The organism is Spongiimicrobium sp. 3-5 (assembly GCF_046557915.1).
Taxonomy (GTDB): domain Bacteria; phylum Bacteroidota; class Bacteroidia; order Flavobacteriales; family Flavobacteriaceae; genus JBHEBG01.
In genome coordinates, this window is sequence record NZ_JBHEBG010000001.1 from 121861 (window position 1) to 138179 (window position 16319).

At 39.8% G+C, this 16319-nt stretch carries 21 protein-coding genes; 9 read left to right on the forward strand and 12 right to left on the reverse strand.

Translation table 11 applies throughout. The annotated features are described in order from the left end of the window. Positions 1-40: 40 nt before the first annotated feature. A complete protein-coding gene (locus tag ACEQ81_RS00590; RefSeq protein WP_411028898.1) occupies positions 41-436 on the reverse strand; it encodes a hypothetical protein in 396 nt (131 codons plus the stop codon). A gap of 245 nt (positions 437-681) precedes the next feature. Here ACEQ81_RS00590 and ACEQ81_RS00595 point away from each other — a divergent pair, with 245 nt between their 5' ends. Beyond that, on the forward strand, positions 682-834 hold the full coding sequence (locus ACEQ81_RS00595; RefSeq protein ID WP_411028899.1) for a hypothetical protein: 153 nt from the start codon (positions 682-684) through the stop codon (positions 832-834). Positions 835-845: 11 nt separating this feature from the next. Continuing rightward, positions 846-1307, forward strand: coding sequence for a hypothetical protein (locus ACEQ81_RS00600; RefSeq protein WP_411028900.1), 462 nt, complete (start codon positions 846-848; stop codon positions 1305-1307). Between the two features lie 251 nt (positions 1308-1558). On the opposite strand, the gene ACEQ81_RS00605 is transcribed toward ACEQ81_RS00600, so the two are convergent. From ACEQ81_RS00605 to ACEQ81_RS00630, 6 genes are all read right to left on the reverse strand, one after another. Continuing rightward, the gene (locus tag ACEQ81_RS00605) at positions 1559-2254 is read right to left on the reverse strand and encodes a DUF4386 domain-containing protein (protein WP_411028901.1); all 696 of its coding nucleotides are present in this window, start codon (positions 2252-2254) and stop codon (positions 1559-1561) included. A gap of 248 nt (positions 2255-2502) precedes the next feature. Further along, positions 2503-2802 (reverse strand): type II toxin-antitoxin system RelE/ParE family toxin, encoded by a 300-nt coding sequence (locus ACEQ81_RS00610; RefSeq protein ID WP_411028902.1) that lies wholly within the window; start codon positions 2800-2802, stop codon positions 2503-2505. Next, on the reverse strand, positions 2795-3046 hold the full coding sequence (locus ACEQ81_RS00615) for a type II toxin-antitoxin system ParD family antitoxin (RefSeq protein ID WP_411028903.1): 252 nt from the start codon (positions 3044-3046) through the stop codon (positions 2795-2797). The genes ACEQ81_RS00610 and ACEQ81_RS00615 overlap by 8 nt, the downstream gene beginning before the upstream one ends. A gap of 199 nt (positions 3047-3245) precedes the next feature. Continuing rightward, entirely contained in the window at positions 3246-3740 is a 495-nt protein-coding gene (locus ACEQ81_RS00620; RefSeq protein WP_411028904.1) for a hypothetical protein, read from the reverse strand. 48 nt (positions 3741-3788) lie between these two features. Continuing rightward, entirely contained in the window at positions 3789-4271 is a 483-nt protein-coding gene (locus ACEQ81_RS00625) for a DMP19 family protein (RefSeq protein ID WP_411028905.1), read from the reverse strand. Positions 4272-4417: 146 nt separating this feature from the next. Continuing rightward, on the reverse strand, positions 4418-4765 hold the full coding sequence (locus tag ACEQ81_RS00630; protein WP_411028906.1) for a helix-turn-helix domain-containing protein: 348 nt from the start codon (positions 4763-4765) through the stop codon (positions 4418-4420). Between ACEQ81_RS00630 and ACEQ81_RS00635 the strand changes: the two genes are divergently transcribed. Both ACEQ81_RS00635 and ACEQ81_RS00640 read left to right on the forward strand, forming a co-directional pair. Further along, entirely contained in the window at positions 4663-5211 is a 549-nt protein-coding gene (locus ACEQ81_RS00635) for a hypothetical protein (RefSeq protein WP_411030385.1), read from the forward strand. The two genes, ACEQ81_RS00630 and ACEQ81_RS00635, sit on opposite strands and share 103 nt — an antisense overlap. Before the next feature lie 308 nt (positions 5212-5519). Further along, complete coding sequence (locus ACEQ81_RS00640) at positions 5520-5690, forward strand: DUF6747 family protein (RefSeq protein ID WP_411028907.1); 171 nt, start codon at positions 5520-5522, stop codon at positions 5688-5690. A 171-nt stretch (positions 5691-5861) separates the two neighbouring features. Here ACEQ81_RS00640 and ACEQ81_RS00645 read toward each other — a convergent pair whose 3' ends face one another. Then, positions 5862-7427: a glycoside hydrolase family 32 protein gene (locus tag ACEQ81_RS00645; RefSeq protein WP_411028908.1), complete on the reverse strand. Its 1566-nt coding sequence runs from the start codon at positions 7425-7427 to the stop codon at positions 5862-5864. 219 nt (positions 7428-7646) lie between these two features. Here ACEQ81_RS00645 and ACEQ81_RS00650 point away from each other — a divergent pair, with 219 nt between their 5' ends. The 5 genes from ACEQ81_RS00650 (at position 7647) to ACEQ81_RS00670 (ending at position 11740) form a co-directional block, all read left to right on the forward strand. Beyond that, positions 7647-8276: a TIGR04282 family arsenosugar biosynthesis glycosyltransferase gene (locus tag ACEQ81_RS00650; RefSeq protein ID WP_411028909.1), complete on the forward strand. Its 630-nt coding sequence runs from the start codon at positions 7647-7649 to the stop codon at positions 8274-8276. Continuing rightward, positions 8266-9081: a purine-nucleoside phosphorylase gene (locus ACEQ81_RS00655; protein WP_411028910.1), complete on the forward strand. Its 816-nt coding sequence runs from the start codon at positions 8266-8268 to the stop codon at positions 9079-9081. Before ACEQ81_RS00650 ends, ACEQ81_RS00655 begins: the two co-directional genes overlap by 11 nt. After that, the gene (arsM, locus tag ACEQ81_RS00660; RefSeq protein WP_411028911.1) at positions 9078-10043 is read left to right on the forward strand and encodes an arsenosugar biosynthesis arsenite methyltransferase ArsM; all 966 of its coding nucleotides are present in this window, start codon (positions 9078-9080) and stop codon (positions 10041-10043) included. Before ACEQ81_RS00655 ends, arsM begins: the two co-directional genes overlap by 4 nt. A 76-nt stretch (positions 10044-10119) precedes the next feature. Next, complete coding sequence (locus ACEQ81_RS00665; protein WP_411028912.1) at positions 10120-11043, forward strand: DUF547 domain-containing protein; 924 nt, start codon at positions 10120-10122, stop codon at positions 11041-11043. Continuing rightward, positions 11030-11740, forward strand: a complete 711-nt coding sequence (locus ACEQ81_RS00670; RefSeq protein ID WP_411028913.1) for a TIGR04283 family arsenosugar biosynthesis glycosyltransferase — start codon at positions 11030-11032, stop codon at positions 11738-11740. Before ACEQ81_RS00665 ends, ACEQ81_RS00670 begins: the two co-directional genes overlap by 14 nt. A 10-nt stretch (positions 11741-11750) precedes the next feature. On the opposite strand, the gene ACEQ81_RS00675 is transcribed toward ACEQ81_RS00670, so the two are convergent. From ACEQ81_RS00675 to ACEQ81_RS00690, 4 genes are all read right to left on the reverse strand, one after another. Beyond that, entirely contained in the window at positions 11751-12782 is a 1032-nt protein-coding gene (locus ACEQ81_RS00675) for an N-acetylmuramoyl-L-alanine amidase family protein (RefSeq protein WP_411028914.1), read from the reverse strand. 83 nt (positions 12783-12865) lie between these two features. Then, positions 12866-13849, reverse strand: coding sequence for a hypothetical protein (locus ACEQ81_RS00680; RefSeq protein ID WP_411028915.1), 984 nt, complete (start codon positions 13847-13849; stop codon positions 12866-12868). A gap of 29 nt (positions 13850-13878) precedes the next feature. After that, positions 13879-15138 carry a POTRA domain-containing protein gene (locus ACEQ81_RS00685; RefSeq protein WP_411028916.1) on the reverse strand — a complete coding sequence of 420 codons (1260 nt, stop codon included), beginning with the start codon at positions 15136-15138 and terminating at the stop codon, positions 13879-13881. Positions 15139-15312: 174 nt separating this feature from the next. After that, entirely contained in the window at positions 15313-16314 is a 1002-nt protein-coding gene (locus ACEQ81_RS00690; protein WP_411028917.1) for a glycoside hydrolase family 113, read from the reverse strand. Between the last annotated feature and the right edge of the window lie 5 nt (positions 16315-16319).

The window sequence follows — 16319 nt, forward strand, 5'->3', positions numbered from 1 at the left end:
AATAGGTTTGGATTAGGTATACAACGAAAAACTACCGGTACTATTTTGTTTTTCTAAAATATGAAGCCAGCACAAAGACCAATAATATAAAAGCCAGGCCAAAACCAACAATACCAATATTAAGGCCAAAAAGGGTCTTTTCGCTCCCATCCAGGTATTTCATAGACCCGCCATAAAAGCCTTTAAGTGCAAAAGCCAGTAGAAAACCACCGGTAACCAACATACTCAATAGGGTACTGAGTACTATTTCCTTTTTAGACCATACCAACCAAAGACATAGCAGGCCAATACCGCTATTTGTAATCAGCTGCCAAACCTCATGGATTCTCACATGTGGGGTCCAATCCGGATTAAAAACATGGGTGGCGTTAATCTCCAAATAGGGAACTGCTACCGCATAAAGAAAAATACTGAAGGTAATTATTGCGCTACGCATGGGTTAGTTTGTGTTTAGGGTAAACGTTCATCAGTACCTGCATTTGTATGTCTCTAAGATAGGAAATACTTGTTTGCAGCTATTAAAAAGTCATCCAAACTTTTCTGATAACTGTTCAAACCAATTTGCTCTAATAAATCTGTATTACAAAAGTGACTTTTTACGAAAAACTGTGTCTTAGGAAATAAACGTAGAACACCTATAATTGTACCGATTTTGCTTTGGAAATTGGTAACTTGGGAGGAATGAATTTACCAAGTGCATATGGGTCATGGCCTATAGGTGGTGGAGATAACCCTGGGGTTTTGGGAGAAAAAGTTAGAACTGCTAACTCTAGAGGCGTTGTAGTGAATAAAAATGGTGGCAGGGCAAGGTCAAATACAGGAATATGCAATTAAAATATTTTGTTATGAACAGAATCGTAATCTTAATGTTTGGCACATTTGTTTTTTGCTCATGTTCGGAGCCATCAACAAACGAAAGCGCATTGCAAAATTTCCTTAAGATACTCAAAAATAGCCATGTTAACGTTGATCAGGTAAGACAGAAAGCCCTTGCGCTTAACGATATGAAAAACCATAAGGCTGCCCAAATAAGAACTAGGGATAGCATAGTAGATTCCCAACTCCTGGCGATGCGAACTAAGTTTAATTCTTGTGATATTGTTTCTTACCTGACTTATGACCAAGTAAAAAAAACAGTTGAAGCAAAAAGCTTAGAACCAATGCCAAAGGCGGAAAATGAGAATCAAAGTGTATACTATATTACCTGCAATGATAAAGTTATTACTCCTATACTCTTAGAGAGTGGAAAAGTGGCAAGCACAACTACCATGACCAAAGGAACAAGAAGGTATTTTATTAGGTTTTAGTTTTTGATCCAACCTTTGAGAAATGTTCGTGGGTGGCGTTAATTTCCAAATAGGGAACGGCAATCGCATAAAGAAAAATACTGAAGGTAATTATTGCGCTACGCATGGGTTAGTTTGTGTTTAGGGTAAACGTTCATCAGTACCTGCATTTGTATGTCTCTAAGATAGCAAATACATCTTTGTAATTTCTAAAAACGTTTGGCAATACTGGATTATAGCCGTTGTTTTGTGTTCGTTTTAAATGGTACTATTTAATTTAGTTTTCTTCCTTTTACTAAAAGCCATACCATAAAAATCAATTCTCCAAAGAAGGTAAAGAACAAGAAATCCAAGTCCCAATCTGGAATAAAAAAAGTACCAAGTGTATGGGTCAAATATCCAAAACCAGCAATTAATAGTAGAATTCCAAATACATTTGGAACATAGGAAGATTTGTAAACCAAATAACCCAAAAGTAAAAGGTATATGCCAAAAATCACCAGTCCAAAAGACCACTCTAGCTGAAATGAGCTGAAATAGAACATAACCGAATCGGCTAGCTCACCATGCTCCGCCTTAGCGGAAATTCCAACGAGGTTCAGTATCTTGATCAAATTTGTTAGCGCTACCAAATACATTGCGGTATAGATCAATCTAAACCAGGCCGTAAGTAAAGAAAAACTTTTCATTACCGGCTTAAGGAATATATAAAGTGCCCAAGCCACAACTATATCGCAAAGCAGCGTAATAAAATGAAGGAAAATACTTGTTGTAAAAAGCATTTTATTGCTCAAAATATTATTTACCGTTTCTGTTGGATCATCACTTATGAGTTTAGGGAAAATGTAAAATTCCGCGAAAGGAACGGTCAAGGCCATAAGCAATAGGCCTAATCCTGATATTAAAGCTGCTTTGCCCAAAGAAATTTGATTAGTAATAATTTCGTTATTGGTTTTAATGGTCTCCATTTTTATCTAATTTCTCTATTAAGACTGAATTAGGGAAGATTTGTTACTGCGAAAATGTTTTTTAATGGCGTATAGTGGTCTCATGGATGGATAGTGGGGCAGTAGAAAGCGATAAAATTTAGGGTTTGCACTGAGCGAAATTTTTCCATTTTATTCATTCATTCTTAAAGGCCATCCGACCGTTCGACGGATGGCAGTCTTTGTAAATAAACACAAACCTCTCGGAAAGCCTTTACTAGCTATGTTTTTTATTCGGTTATTTTTTTCTTTAAATCCATTCTCTCGTGTAAAATCCTCGTAATTTCAACATATTTTTCATTTAAAGTTCGGTAAAATATGATATGTCGATTCACTTTCATACCGAGCAGACTTTCGATAATTCCATCATAGTTTTTTCCTAAATGTGGATTATCTGCAATTTCTTGACAATTTGAAATAAGTGATTCATAATATTTGTCGGCCTGTCTTTCCGACCAAACTTCAAATGTATAATCCCAAATTTTCGATAAATCCTCAACGGCTTTATTCGTCAATTTAAATTCAGGCATTCCTGTGCTTTTTCGCTTTTAGGAATTCAAGATGTTTTTTGGGGTCAAAATCGTGTGCAATACCGCTATCTATTCCGTCCTGAATTGCGTTCTTCAATACTATCGCTTTGCTTTCTTCCTCTTCTAAAAGTCTTAATCCTGCACGTATAACCTCGCTAACATTTTTAAACCGACCTTCGCGTATTCTACTTTGAACGAATTGATCAAAATAATCTCCGAGTGATATAGATGTGTTTTTACTCATTTTAGCACTGTTTATTTCAAATATACCAAAAATTGGTAACAATGAAAAATCAGCAAATTACGTATAACGGTCTTGTGTATGAAAGATAGCGTTTAGAAAGGCACTACATTTCCCCACGACTATAGGGATGGTGGTACTTTGTAAATACACAAAGATTAGGCTCAAAACCCGCTTTACTTAAAGGTTTTGCGGTGGAGCGTTATTTATTCATTCTTTCTACGACTTCTTGGGCTATTCTTTTTGAGGAAGTTCGAAATATTTCAATCTTATATTCAGTCGCAATGACCTCCATAATGTTATCCTTAAAAGTCAAGAGGTAATGTTTTCTGTTTTCCCATCTAGATTCATCATAATATGGATGAACTTTCTGGATCTTTTTCAATTCCGCGACCCATTTTGAGTTTTCCACTATTTGCGCCCATTCCAACCCTTGGCCGTAAAGAGGAAGTCCACTAAAAACTTCATCATTTGCAATGCCAAACTTAAAAGTATTTCCTTCAAACTCTACCAAAGCGTGAAACCCTTCATATCCGTCATGCTCAAGTGTCCTAAAGTCCTCAATTGATTCTTCATCCCAATCGGCTACGATATAAGTTAAGTATACCTTTCCGTCGTTAGAAAAAACTTGGGGCATTGGTGCTCCACCGTCCCATTTTGGTTTCCAATCTATTATTTTGATTTTTTCTGTATTCAAAACAAATTTTAACAACTTACAATTGCTTATAGCCAGTGCTGTAACACGTTATTTTTGAAAGTCAGACTTATTTGCATTTATAAACTCAATCAACAAACTAGGTATGTCATCAATTTCTATCTCTCCAGTCTGTTCGTTAGGTCCATAAAATTTGAAGTTAAGCGTATTCCAATTGTCAGAGGCTCTCTCTGTTATCATGTCCAAAATTTCGCCTCTTTTATCCCTTTCTTTAGGAACCTGTCCATTTGGAAACTCTGAGTTTGCACTTTTAACTATTTCGGCAGTTTTTTTCGCTCCGATTTTAATTAGCACATCTACTGTTTCATTTGCGTAGTCTCCGCTAGAGTTCCAATAAAATTGATGAAATCCTCCATTGTTGATTTCTCTTTCTAGATTCTCCACAATAACTAAAACTCTTTGAGAAGAATTAAGTTTTTCCATTTCCTCTCCATATTTAGATTTTTCATTAAGATAGCTATCGATTTCCATAACTATCATATCCTCTCTGTCCATTTCCAATATCTTCTCCAAATCAAATTTCGTTTGAGAATTACAACTAGAACACAAAAAGGCAGATATTATTAATAGAATTTTCTTCAACGTTTATGGTTTTGCATAATGTGTTACAACAATTGTATACGACCGTTGATCATATCTGCATTATAAATTTAAAATAACTAATCTTCACCAAACAACGCTGCAATATCCACATTCAGTGCTTTGGCGATACGGTTCAGCGTTACCAAACTTGTATTGATTTCGTATCGTTCAATTCTACCTACTTGGTTTTTGGGTATGTCGGCCTCTATTGCCAAATCATGCTGAGACATGCCTTTTCCATTACGCAAAGCCTTGATTCGCAAACCTACTTCACGAATTATTTTAAAGTCGTCTGGAGTATATTCTTTAAACACACTCGAAGATGAGGATTCGATTAATAGTATTCGGACACATCGTTGGGTTTTTTGTAGTAATTTTACTATACTTGTACTACCAAATCCTAAGAAGCACCATGCACAAATCATTACCTACTGCCCATCGCCTACCTGCCACGCCAACAACCCATCTAAACACATTGCTAAAAACCTTTTTGGACCAAGACGCGCACAAAACCCTAAACCTATTGTTCGCCACCCAAGAGATCCATAACCACAGCCTAGGACAGCCACCCAAAACACTGGTACGGCAGCACCGCAAGCTAACGATCTATAAAACGCCCTACCCATATCTGGCCCAAATGCTAGTGACGGACGGCCTTGGTTTTAACTTTGACTTCTATTTTAGTACTGCCATTGCCCGTAGTTACCATTTAGATGCTATGCTACGCCTGCCCAAACCGCTTTGCAAAGGTTATTTTGAAGTGCATCCGCAGCAACTGGTCCTAGGGTTTACCATTACCGCCCCAAATGCAGCACATGCCATATCCGTAAGACATGTGTACACAGGCGTTAGGGCGTTAAAAAACCATTAGCCACCATGGCAAAGGCCCAGCCCTCGGCCAAGTGTCCTTTTTTACGGATGAACACAACAACGTATTATTTGTTTTAGCGTAGCATCGGCCCAAAACCCCATAAATAGGGCCTTTAACGCTGTTTTTAAGTGAAAACCTCCTGTAAATTGTATCGCACAATAAAATTCGACCAAATGCCAATTATATCCATCTAGTATCGGGCAGGTGTCGTTCATCGGTATTATACCTTGCTTGCGCCAAAAATTGGGGTTTACGGAAACTCTGTAACGACCTTTGTATTTAAATCAGTACTAATAAACATATAGTGTATGAAGACAATATTACTCGTAAAAGAAATCTATTTGGAAGGGTTTAAAAACCTGGGGCACCTTTTGGTAACAAAATACTTTAAGGTCTTCGCATGGTTCAGCTTTGTTATGTTCGCCGTAGTACTCTACGCTTTCATATTTAGGGTGGCCACCGGATTTGCCTTTGACTAATTATTAAAAGAAAATTGAAGAATATATTGTTCAGAACCCTGCAAAAACTGGGGCGGTTTTTAGTTACTTACTACATTACCGCCCTGGCTTTGTTATGTTTTTTGGTCTCTATCTATATTCTTCTTACCTACCCGTTTTAGCCTTGCCGCATAAATTGCGGTAATCCTGTCTTTACCAGATTGATTTTATGGTCGATATGGTAAACTCCCGGAATGTAGTCTCTTCTTCGGAAGTATTTTGCAGTTCTAACAAACTATAGTTTTCCGTAGGGAAAATTTGATCTGTCATAACATACTGTCCACCGTTGACAAATAGTTCTACGGACGACCAATCTATAAGTATCCTAATTTCCAAAAGTCCTTCGGGCAAATTATCTACGGGCATATAGTGGGGGGTCTTGCCAAAGTCTACCTGAAAATCTTTATTCCCCGAGGCCGTTCGGTCCAATACAACTTTACTGTTTTTTCCATCGAAATGGATTACCGTTTCTTCGCCCTTGGTATTTTTAAAGCTTAGCATAAAATTTCTGGCCAAGGTCTTAAACTTAACCTGGGTCTGGTTAAAATGATCAAAAGAAACGCTATCTTTTTCCATGCCCCCAATGGTCAGCTGTTTGCTAAGTTGCGTTTGCAAAAGGGTGTCCAAACTTTTTAAGGGGTAATTTATAAGTTCATGCTTGTCTCCTATTTTTTTTAATGATAATTTTCTGGGTACCGTCATGGCGCTTCGCCATTTTTTGGTCGGTGTATCGCGGGCATATTGCCAATTGCTCATCCATCCTATAAAAATTCGATCTCCATTTGGGATATTATTATAGGTAACCCCCGCATAGTTATCGGTTCCCCAATCTATCCATCTAGGTTTTTGCTGGTCGGTGGTAAAGCGTTTTCCATCAAAATCGCCCACAAAATATTGAGTGCCACTTCCCCCGTTGGGAGCACCGGGATTAATGCTGATCAGTAATACCCATTTTTCCTCATCGGTACCTTCAACTTTTAGGGGAAACATATCCGGGCATTCCCAAACTCCGCCATGGGCACCTTGTGTATGTCCAAACTCGCTTACCTTTTCCCATTCCTTTAGATTATCGGAATCCCATATCTGTAGGTGATCTCCGGCAACAAGAAGCATGGTCCACTTATTTATTTTATTGTTCCAAAAGACCTTGGGGTCTCTAAAGTCTTTTATACCACTATTGGGAATCACCGGATTGCCCCCATACTTTGCCCAGCTGTCCCCATTATCCAAACTATAGGCTATTCCCTGTGTCTGATAATCGTTTCTGCCAGCCTCTTCGCCTTCGCTAAGATGATAGGTAAAAATAGCCACCAAGGGAGGGTTTTCCATAGTTCCGAAACCAGAACTGTTTTCCTTGTCCACTACTGCGCTACCAGAGAAAATATAACCGTGTTCATCTGGGAAAAGTGCTATGGGTTTATGCTCCCAGTACACCATATCCTTGCTTACCGCATGTCCCCAGTGCATGGGTCCCCATACAATATCGTCCGGATAGTACTGATAAAAAAGATGGTATACCCCTTGGTGGTAGACCAATCCGTTGGGATCGTTCATCCATTTCTCTTGTGGGGAAAAGTGATATTGCGGTCTATAGGCCTCCTTATACGTATTGGCCAGGTTAACGGGTTGCATGGGCAATTCATTCTTTGGAACATCTTTACATGCCCCGATTAATACTAAGACCAGACTAAAGGTTAAAAGTAAAGTTGTCTTTTTCATCCTCTTAGGAACTTTCAACTAAAATAGCGTAATGACATCAAATTTTAACTATCTCCACAACATTAATTGCAAGTAATTCTTAACATCAAAATGGTATATTTGTCCTCATTAATTATCAGATGTGAAACTTTTTTTCCATCGATTTTGGAATGGCTCACTAAGACTTAGTACCATTCTTTAAGGGCGAAAAAAGTATTTTGGTGAAAGATTAATAGAAATTTGACAGATAAAGAAAATCAGCTTCTCCTCATCTTTACCCGCAATCCCGAACTGGGAAAATGCAAGACTCGGTTGGCGGCAACGATAGGGGATCAGGCCGCTTTGGAGATATACCGATTTTTGTTAAACCATACGGTAACAATTACCAAGGGACTGGCCGGCAGCAAAACGGTGTATTATTCCCAATCTGTTTGGGAAAACGATATATGGGACAGCACCCTATACGGTAAGGAACTACAGCAAGGCAGCGATCTGGGCCAACGTATGGAAAATGCCTTTAGGGCCGCATTTAACGCCGGTTTTAAAAAAGTAATGGTCATTGGCAGCGATATGTACGACCTGGATACGACAACCCTACAAGAGGCCTTTGACCATCTAGACCAACACGATTATGTACTAGGGCCTGCGCTAGACGGCGGCTACTACTTGTTGGGGATGACGGTCTTTACACCTGCCCTTTTTGAAAATAAGGCATGGGGGCAAGAAACCGTATTGGCCGACACCTTAGAAGACCTAAAAAACGAAAAATATAAATTGATGAACGGCAGAAACGATATAGACCTTTATGAGGACATAAAGGACATAGAAGCGTTTCGGCCCTTTTTAAAAAATTACATCCATGACCAGTAAGCAATTAGAAGAATCTACCGCCTATCTTAAAAACAAGGGGTTTGATACTCCCGAAATAGGCATTGTCCTGGGCACGGGCCTGGGTAAATTGGTAGAGGAGATAGAAGATCCTATTGAAGCGCATTACAACCACATCCCCTATTTTCCATTAGCCACGGTAGAGTTCCACACCGGAAAGCTTATCTACGGCACTCTAGGTGGAAAGAAGGTAGTGGTTATGCAAGGTAGATTTCACTTGTACGAAGGTTACGATCTAACGGATGTTACCTACCCCATACGGGTAATGCACCAACTGGGCATACAGAAACTATTTATTTCCAACGCAGCCGGGGCCATAAACCTAAACTTTAAAAAAGGGGATATGATGCTGATAAAAGATCATATTAACCTTCAAGGTGGCTCTCCCCTTGCCTTTAAAAATGTTGCGGAATTTGGCGATCGGTTCGTGGATATGGGGGAACCCTATGATTTGGCCATGGGCAATAAACTGGTACGGATAGCGGAAAGGGAGAACATTTCCCTTAAGCAAGGCATCTATGCCTCTGTAGTAGGGCCGCAACTAGAAACCAAGGCCGAGTATCGGATGCTAAAGATCATTGGGGCAGATGCGGTGGGTATGAGTACAGTACCCGAAGTAATTGTTGCCAATCATTTACGACTACCTATTATAGCGGTCTCTGTTTTAACCGATGAGTGTGACCCGGACAACCTACAGCCGGTGAACATTGCCGAAATTATTGAAATTGCAGGGAAGACCGAGCCCAAAATGATAAAATTGTTCAAAGAACTAATTAAAGAAATATGAGTTATTTATCTGCAACCAACGATTTATATAAGGAAGCTGCCTTAACCCCAGACGTGGGGCTTTGTTGTACCACAAATCCTATTTGGCAGTTCCCGGGGCTTTCCATCCCAAAAATAATGCAAGAGATGAATTACGGTTGCGGCAGTACGGTCTCGGCCCAAGACCTCATCAATAATCCAAAAGTACTCTACGTTGGTGTTGGCGGCGGCATGGAACTCTTACAGTTTTCCTACTTTTCCAGACAAAAAGGCGGGGTTACCGGTGTAGATGTGGTAGATGAAATGCTGGCAGCCTCTAAAGAGAACTTTAAAATAGCCGAGCAAGAAAACGATTGGTTTAAGAGCGAATTTGTAAACTTGGTAAAAGGCGATGCGCTAAACCTTCCCATAGCGGATGAAAGTATGGACGTAGCGGCGCAAAATTGCCTTTTCAATATATTTAAGGCCGAAGATCTTAAGAAGGCCATAGCGGAAATGTACCGGGTATTGAAACCTCATGGCCGATTGGTAATGAGCGATCCTACTTGCGAACAACCCATGAACGACACCCTTAGGAACGACGATAGGCTTAGGGCCCTTTGCCTAAGTGGAAGCATCCCCATCAAAGACTATGTTAAGGCACTTACCGATGCCGGGTTTGGAACCATTGAAATACGGGCAAGAAAATCTTACCGGGTATTGTCTCCCAACCATTACCCAACGGACGAACTGGTCTTTATAGAATCTATAGAAATAGCTGCGATAAAAGATCCTATGCCAGCGGACGGCCCTTGCGTCTTTACAGGAAAGACCGCTATCTATTACGGCGACAACGAATATTTTGACGATAACAAGGGTCATGTGCTAATGCAAAATCAACCCTTGGCAGTTTGCGATAAGACCGCAGCCGCCCTAGCGAGGGCCAATGACGAGATTCATATTAGCGAAAGCACCTGGCATTATAATGGCGGCGGTTGTTGCTAACCGATGGTTTTTTTACCAGAAATAGTAAGCTAAACACATTCCCTACGTCCAAAAGGGTATATTCAACAGTGAATTTATGTTCAAAAGCAAACTGTTTTTAATAATCGGCGGTGCGTTTTACCTATCGTGTGGGGCACAACACAAAATGAATACCGCCAATATTGCCAGTGCCCAAATGCCCGTTGAAACATCCACGACTATTTCAGGGAAAGAAAAAGAAAATTTGGAGATGGTGACTGCTACCGATCCCGTAAACGAAGTTATGGAAGCCACCGCCATAGATACCACTGTAACACAATTACCAAAAGTAAAGGAGGATGAAGAGCCCATACCTCCCAAAAAAGCTAGTAAGGCCCCGGACCATGCTCTTTGGAACACGCTTCTTGGAAAACATGTGGCGGACGATGGCAATGTAAACTACAAAGGTTTCGCAAACGATAATGATAAACTACAAACCTATCTAATGTATTTGGCTGAAAACGCACCGACGGACAGCTGGAGCAAAAATGAACTTTTGGCCTATTACATTAATCTCTACAATGCCGCTACCGTAAAACTGATCATAGACAATTATCCCCTTAAGAGCATTAAGGATATAAAGGGGCCCTGGGATAAAAAAGTAGTAGTTGTGGGTGATAAAAAGTTGTCCCTAGGGGAAATTGAACATAAAATATTGCGAAAAATGGATGAACCCCGCATTCACTTTGCTATCAATTGTGCCTCCTATTCCTGCCCAAAATTGCTTAATGTGGCCTTTTCCGCTGCAGAAATGGAAAAATTGTTACAACAAACCGCTAGTGAATTCGTTAATGATTCTAAGCGCAATATACTGTCTGTCAATACTATACAAATATCTCAAATCTTCAAATGGTTCAAAAAGGATTTCACCTCCAACGGATCGTTGATAGATTTTGTCAATAAATACGGAAAAACAGAAGTTGCAGCAGGTGCAAAGGTGACGCACTTAAAATATGATTGGAGTTTAAATGAAGCAAAGTAGTCCCTCATCCATTAGCATAATAATTCCTGTCCTAAACGAGGAAAACCATATTGGAAGGTTGTTGTCCTACCTAAATAAAACTGCCTCCCATAATAATGTTATAGAGATACTTGTGGTGGATGGCGGTAGCAAGGACCAAACGGTACAGGTAGCCAAAACCGGGGGTGCAAAAGTGCTACATTCACCAAAAGGAAGAGCCGTACAAATGAACCATGGTGCCCATTATGCCAAAGGGGAAATCTTCTATTTTTTACATGCCGATACTGTACCTCCCCAACAATTTGACACCTATATTTTAGATGCGTTTTCAGAAGGTTTTAAAGCAGGTTGTTTTAGAATGAAGTTCGACTCCAACAGTAGATTTCTTAAGTTCTTTGCCTTTTTATCGAGGGTCAACCATAGAGTTTGCAGGGGTGGTGATCAGTCGTTGTACATAACAAAAAAATTATTCCGCCAAAGCAAAGGTTTTAACGAAGACTATATCATCTATGAGGATACGGAATTTATCGGCCGTTTGTATAAAATGACCAATTTTAAGGTACTTGCGCCAAAAGTAATTACCTCGGCAAGGAAGTACGAACAGAAAGGTGCTTTTACCCTACAATATCATTTTGGGGTTATTCATTTAAAAAACCTTTTTGGCGCGGGCCCAGACCAATTATATCATTATTACAAAAGGAAAATTTCTACCAGATAGCGGTCCGGTCTTATTCTTCAAAATCTAGTAAAAGTCCTTCACTGATCCATTTGGCAAGGGCTTGCCGATTGTCCGCTTCCAAAATTCGCTTTTGATCTTTTATATTCCGGATATTTCCAATTTCTATAAATGCCATTGCCGGCCAGGTTTTCTTTACCATATACAAATTGCTCCTATCCTCAAAGGTTCCATTATAAATTCTATTGGGTTGATATTTCTTATACTTTTTTTGAAACGTCTTATGAATACTTTCCGCTAGTTTTCTTCCGCTCTTACTTTTCTCGTGATGATAGAAAAAAACATCAATGTTCTGCCCCTTGCTCCTACTGTCCACATGGGTAACGATAAGACGTTGGTATTTTCCTTTATTTTCTGTGTACAATTTGTTTACCGTTTCTACCCGTTGTCTTAATCTGGCTAATTGATTCAGGGGAATGGTTTTATTTGGGTAGACTACCTCATCCCTATCCATTTCCAAAATTCTTTCGTCTCTTATGCCATCGTTCTTATCTTGGACAATAATAAATACCGTTGCTCCATGAGATAGTAATTCCTTGGCTAAACGCAAGGTAACGTCATAGGCGTATTCATCTTCCGATATTGGTTCTCCACGATGGGTGGTCATGGCACCGGGATCCGGGCCGCCATGTCCGGAAACAAGATAATACACAGCCCCCCTAAGTCTTTCGCTCTTTGGAATTACCCCCGAATGCTTCTCGCCAAAAATTGGGTAATCTTTACCTATTATTTCTTTTATCTCCGTAGTTTGTTTCTGAATGGAATCTACAACCGCTACCGTATCTAACGTAATTGTAGGGATAAGATAGGTTTTACCTTCATAGAGATGTACACTATCTCTAAGGTTATCCACGTTCAAAGCAATAAAAGCATCAAAATTTTCATAAGGGTTTACCCCAGATCTTCTTAAAAGCGAATAAACCCCATCGCCCTGTTCGGCAATCAACGTCCTTAGCCCGTCCTGGGCAAAACCTGTAAAGCAAAAGGAGAATACAAACAAAAAATTAATGACCCGATACCACATCTATTACAGAATTACTTTTACAACTAGGTAATAACTTAAAAGTGTTGGTTAGGTTAGATAGGTTTTGGCAATAAACATGCCGATCAATTATCTTCAAAATCCAATTTGGAATAATCCATAAGAATCCCTTTGGCAATTACATCGGTAAGACTCTTTTTACTAAAAGCGGTCTCAAAGGCCGTCCTTCCATTTTTCGCGTGCTTCCCAATCTCTATATACGTCATGGTAGGCAAGGTATTCTTGGCAAAATACAGATTGTCCTTATCGGAAAAGACTTCTGAGTAATTTTTGAAATATTTTTGTCGGATGCTTCTTTTTTCAAACATCTGTTGAATATTACTTGCCAATTTTTTTCCTTCTTCACTACCTTCGTGGTGGTAGATGGTTACACCAATCTCCGATGGTTGGCTGCCATCATTCTCTCCAATTACCAACAACCTTTGATATTTCCCGCTATGTTTTAGGTAACGTTTGTTCACCGCGTCTATATAGGCATCCAGGGTTTCGGTTTTGGCACCGCCGGCTTCAGGCGTTTCCCCATCTTCAGCATTCGCAGACAGTAGCTGAAAATCTTCTAATAGATATACCTTAGCTCCGCGTTGCAATAGCTCCTTGGCCAAGCGCTGGGTAATATCATTGTGTAAAGAAGTACCCGTATTTTTCTTTTCCGTTTCGCCGGTGGCCGAGCCCGCAGATATCAAATAGTAGACTACATTTCTTAATGAGCTGTCTTTTCGGATAAAATGAACCACCTCTTTATCAAAAATTGGCGTCTCCGTACCTTGAGGCAATTGTAGCCTAAGTCCCATTTCCTTAAAAGATTCCGGAACAGAGGGAATAAAGTAGGTTCTGCCAACATACAACTGGCTACCCGCTCTTAGGTTGTTTTCATTTAACTCGATAAAATCTTTATAGTAGGCTACCGGATCTATGCCCTGTTTTCTTAGAATGGAATAAATACCATCTCCCTGTTGGGCCACTGCCGTTCTCACAGAATCTTGGGCAAACAGGTGGCCTACGAACACTAGGTTAAGCAGACCGGCAATAACAATTTTGCGAACGGACATTTAGGCGGGATTGTTTGTTACAAATATTATCAAAAATACTGACCAATTCCAAATACAATTCCACGAGCCGAATCTTTTGTAATGCCATACCCATAATCTATCCTAAAAATAGCATTAAAAATATGCTTATGAATAAAACGCAGCCCAAAACCAGGATAAATACGGATGTTCTGATCATCGCCAAAATCACTGAAATCTCCCCCTGGGTTTCGCCAAGAGCCACCATCTACAAAAACATTACTTTGCAGTACAAACCAATTCTTATCCACAAGGGTATGCCTGTATTCTGTATTGAGTACTATGGCTGCCGTACCCCGATCTATAGTGTTGCCTACACCCCTGATATTTAGGTTATTATCTACCGCAAACGGCGCAAAAGGTGTATCTATGTTGCTAGCGAGCCCAAGCCGTAAGCGAGTGGCCCAATTGCCAAACTTACCTATTCTATTAAAATACACGAAATCATTAAATCCGATCAAAAACTTTGGCAAGCGGTCATCCGAACTGTTGACATATTGAAAATTAAGGGTGCTCTTAAAACCAGAAAGGTATTGGTAATAATATTTAATACTGTCGAAATTATATATGAGCTTGTACAAATATTTGTCTACCTCCAAAGCCTGAGGAACATCTGGATTGGTAGCGCCAGAAATATATTCGTAATCCTCGGTGAAAAAATTTACTCCCAATTCCAAACTGTTTTTTCTATTGATCTGATACAATCCCAATATTTCTATAGACTCGTTATTATATCTGTAATTGGCCGTGGTATCATCGAAAAAAACAGGTTCTTCCGTAGTTAGATCTGTATAACTTAGTGCAAGGCCCAATTTGTTGCTAAACAGAAATGGCGCCCTAAGGTTAACGCCATAGGAACTAAAAATATCTTCTTGAAAAAAACCGCCCAAGGTTATGTTTCTGCCCAACAAATTAAATTCTTGTAATCCAATTCTAAAAGCAAAATCGTCATTGGTAGAGGTATACAGATTAGCAAAGGGGATAAGTGTAAAATTTTCTTCAATATTGTAGAAAACGTTGACGGTGTTTTCCGCAGCCTTAAATACCTGAAAATAAGCGTGTGATATGGACGGCAATCTTTTTAAACGGGTAATGTCTTCTTCGATAGCAAGGGAATCCAACAAGGAACCGGCCTTTACCTGCACCAATTTTTTAAGAAAAGTTGCCTTGGTCTTTTTGGCCCCTTGGATCTTTACATCGGCAATCGATAACTCTTGCGAGCTTACCATCGCAACAGTACAAAACAGTAAAAGCGACAGATAAAATCTCATTGCGTACGTGATTAAAATCTTCCCAAATATAGATGATACCTTGTTAAAAAAGTTCACAGTTTTATCACGATCCGCAAATAGTTAAAAAATGCACCCCGCTAACACTGGGATATGCCAATTGTTATTCCAAAAATATTTTGATGAAAAGATGCCGTACCAATACCTGCTGGCAGATCAATACATTTTGTAGAACTGTTGTAGTACAATCTGGGCAGGTTTATTCTGGGGCGTAAACCGGTTACATTCGGCCCCTCCGGCACTATTATGATCCAAAAACCATTTCCAAACAAAACCACCGGCAAACCATTGCTCTCCCCAAAACTCCTCAAAAATCGCTTCTTGTGCGTTCGCCTGTCCTTCAAAATTTACATCCATTTGATTACGATCTACCAACCAAGGTTTTTTCGCGGTAAAATCCATACTTCGGTACCCATATTCGGTAAATAAGACCGGTTTATTTTTAGTGGCCGCCAGTGCCGCAATTTTTTCCTTATGCGGTTGCCAAGCGGCTCTAAGGCTATTTACCGAAGGTGTTTTTGCCTCGGATAATGGAAAATACGCGTCTATCCCGATAAAATCCAAATCCTCCCAAAAAGACGTCCTAGGGTATTCGTCCCAATTGGCCGCATAGGTAAGCTTGCCCTTGTATACAGCCCTTATTTTTTTGATCAGGTTTTTCCAATACTCCGGTCTATTTTTTACAAATTGTTCTAATTCCGTACCTATGCACAGTATTTCTGCGCTTGTTTGCTCGGCTACCTCGGCATAGGTCATTATAAATTTTTCGTAATCCTGTTCCAGCACCTTCCAGTCGCTCTCAGAGTTCATTTTTAGTCCCCCGGTAAACTCGCCCCTCCATATCCAAATCTGAGGTTTAAGCATCACTTTTATCTTATTCTTTTTCAGAATACCAATATACTGCTCAGCTCCTTTTCTAGTTTCACCAAACCATTGTCTGTCGGTATCAAAGATTACCTCTGGCGAACTCAAATTTCGAATAAATCCAAAAGGCATTACCGCTGCATAACTGGCATGTACCTCTAAAACGGGTTTAACATCGGCCTGGGTAGCCTTCTCCCTCGAGGCCACAAAACTAACACCATTTATTTTTTCTTTGGGTTGACTCTGACAGGAGAGTTGCAACAAACAAATTAAGAGAAGTCCAATTTTTTTCATACCAC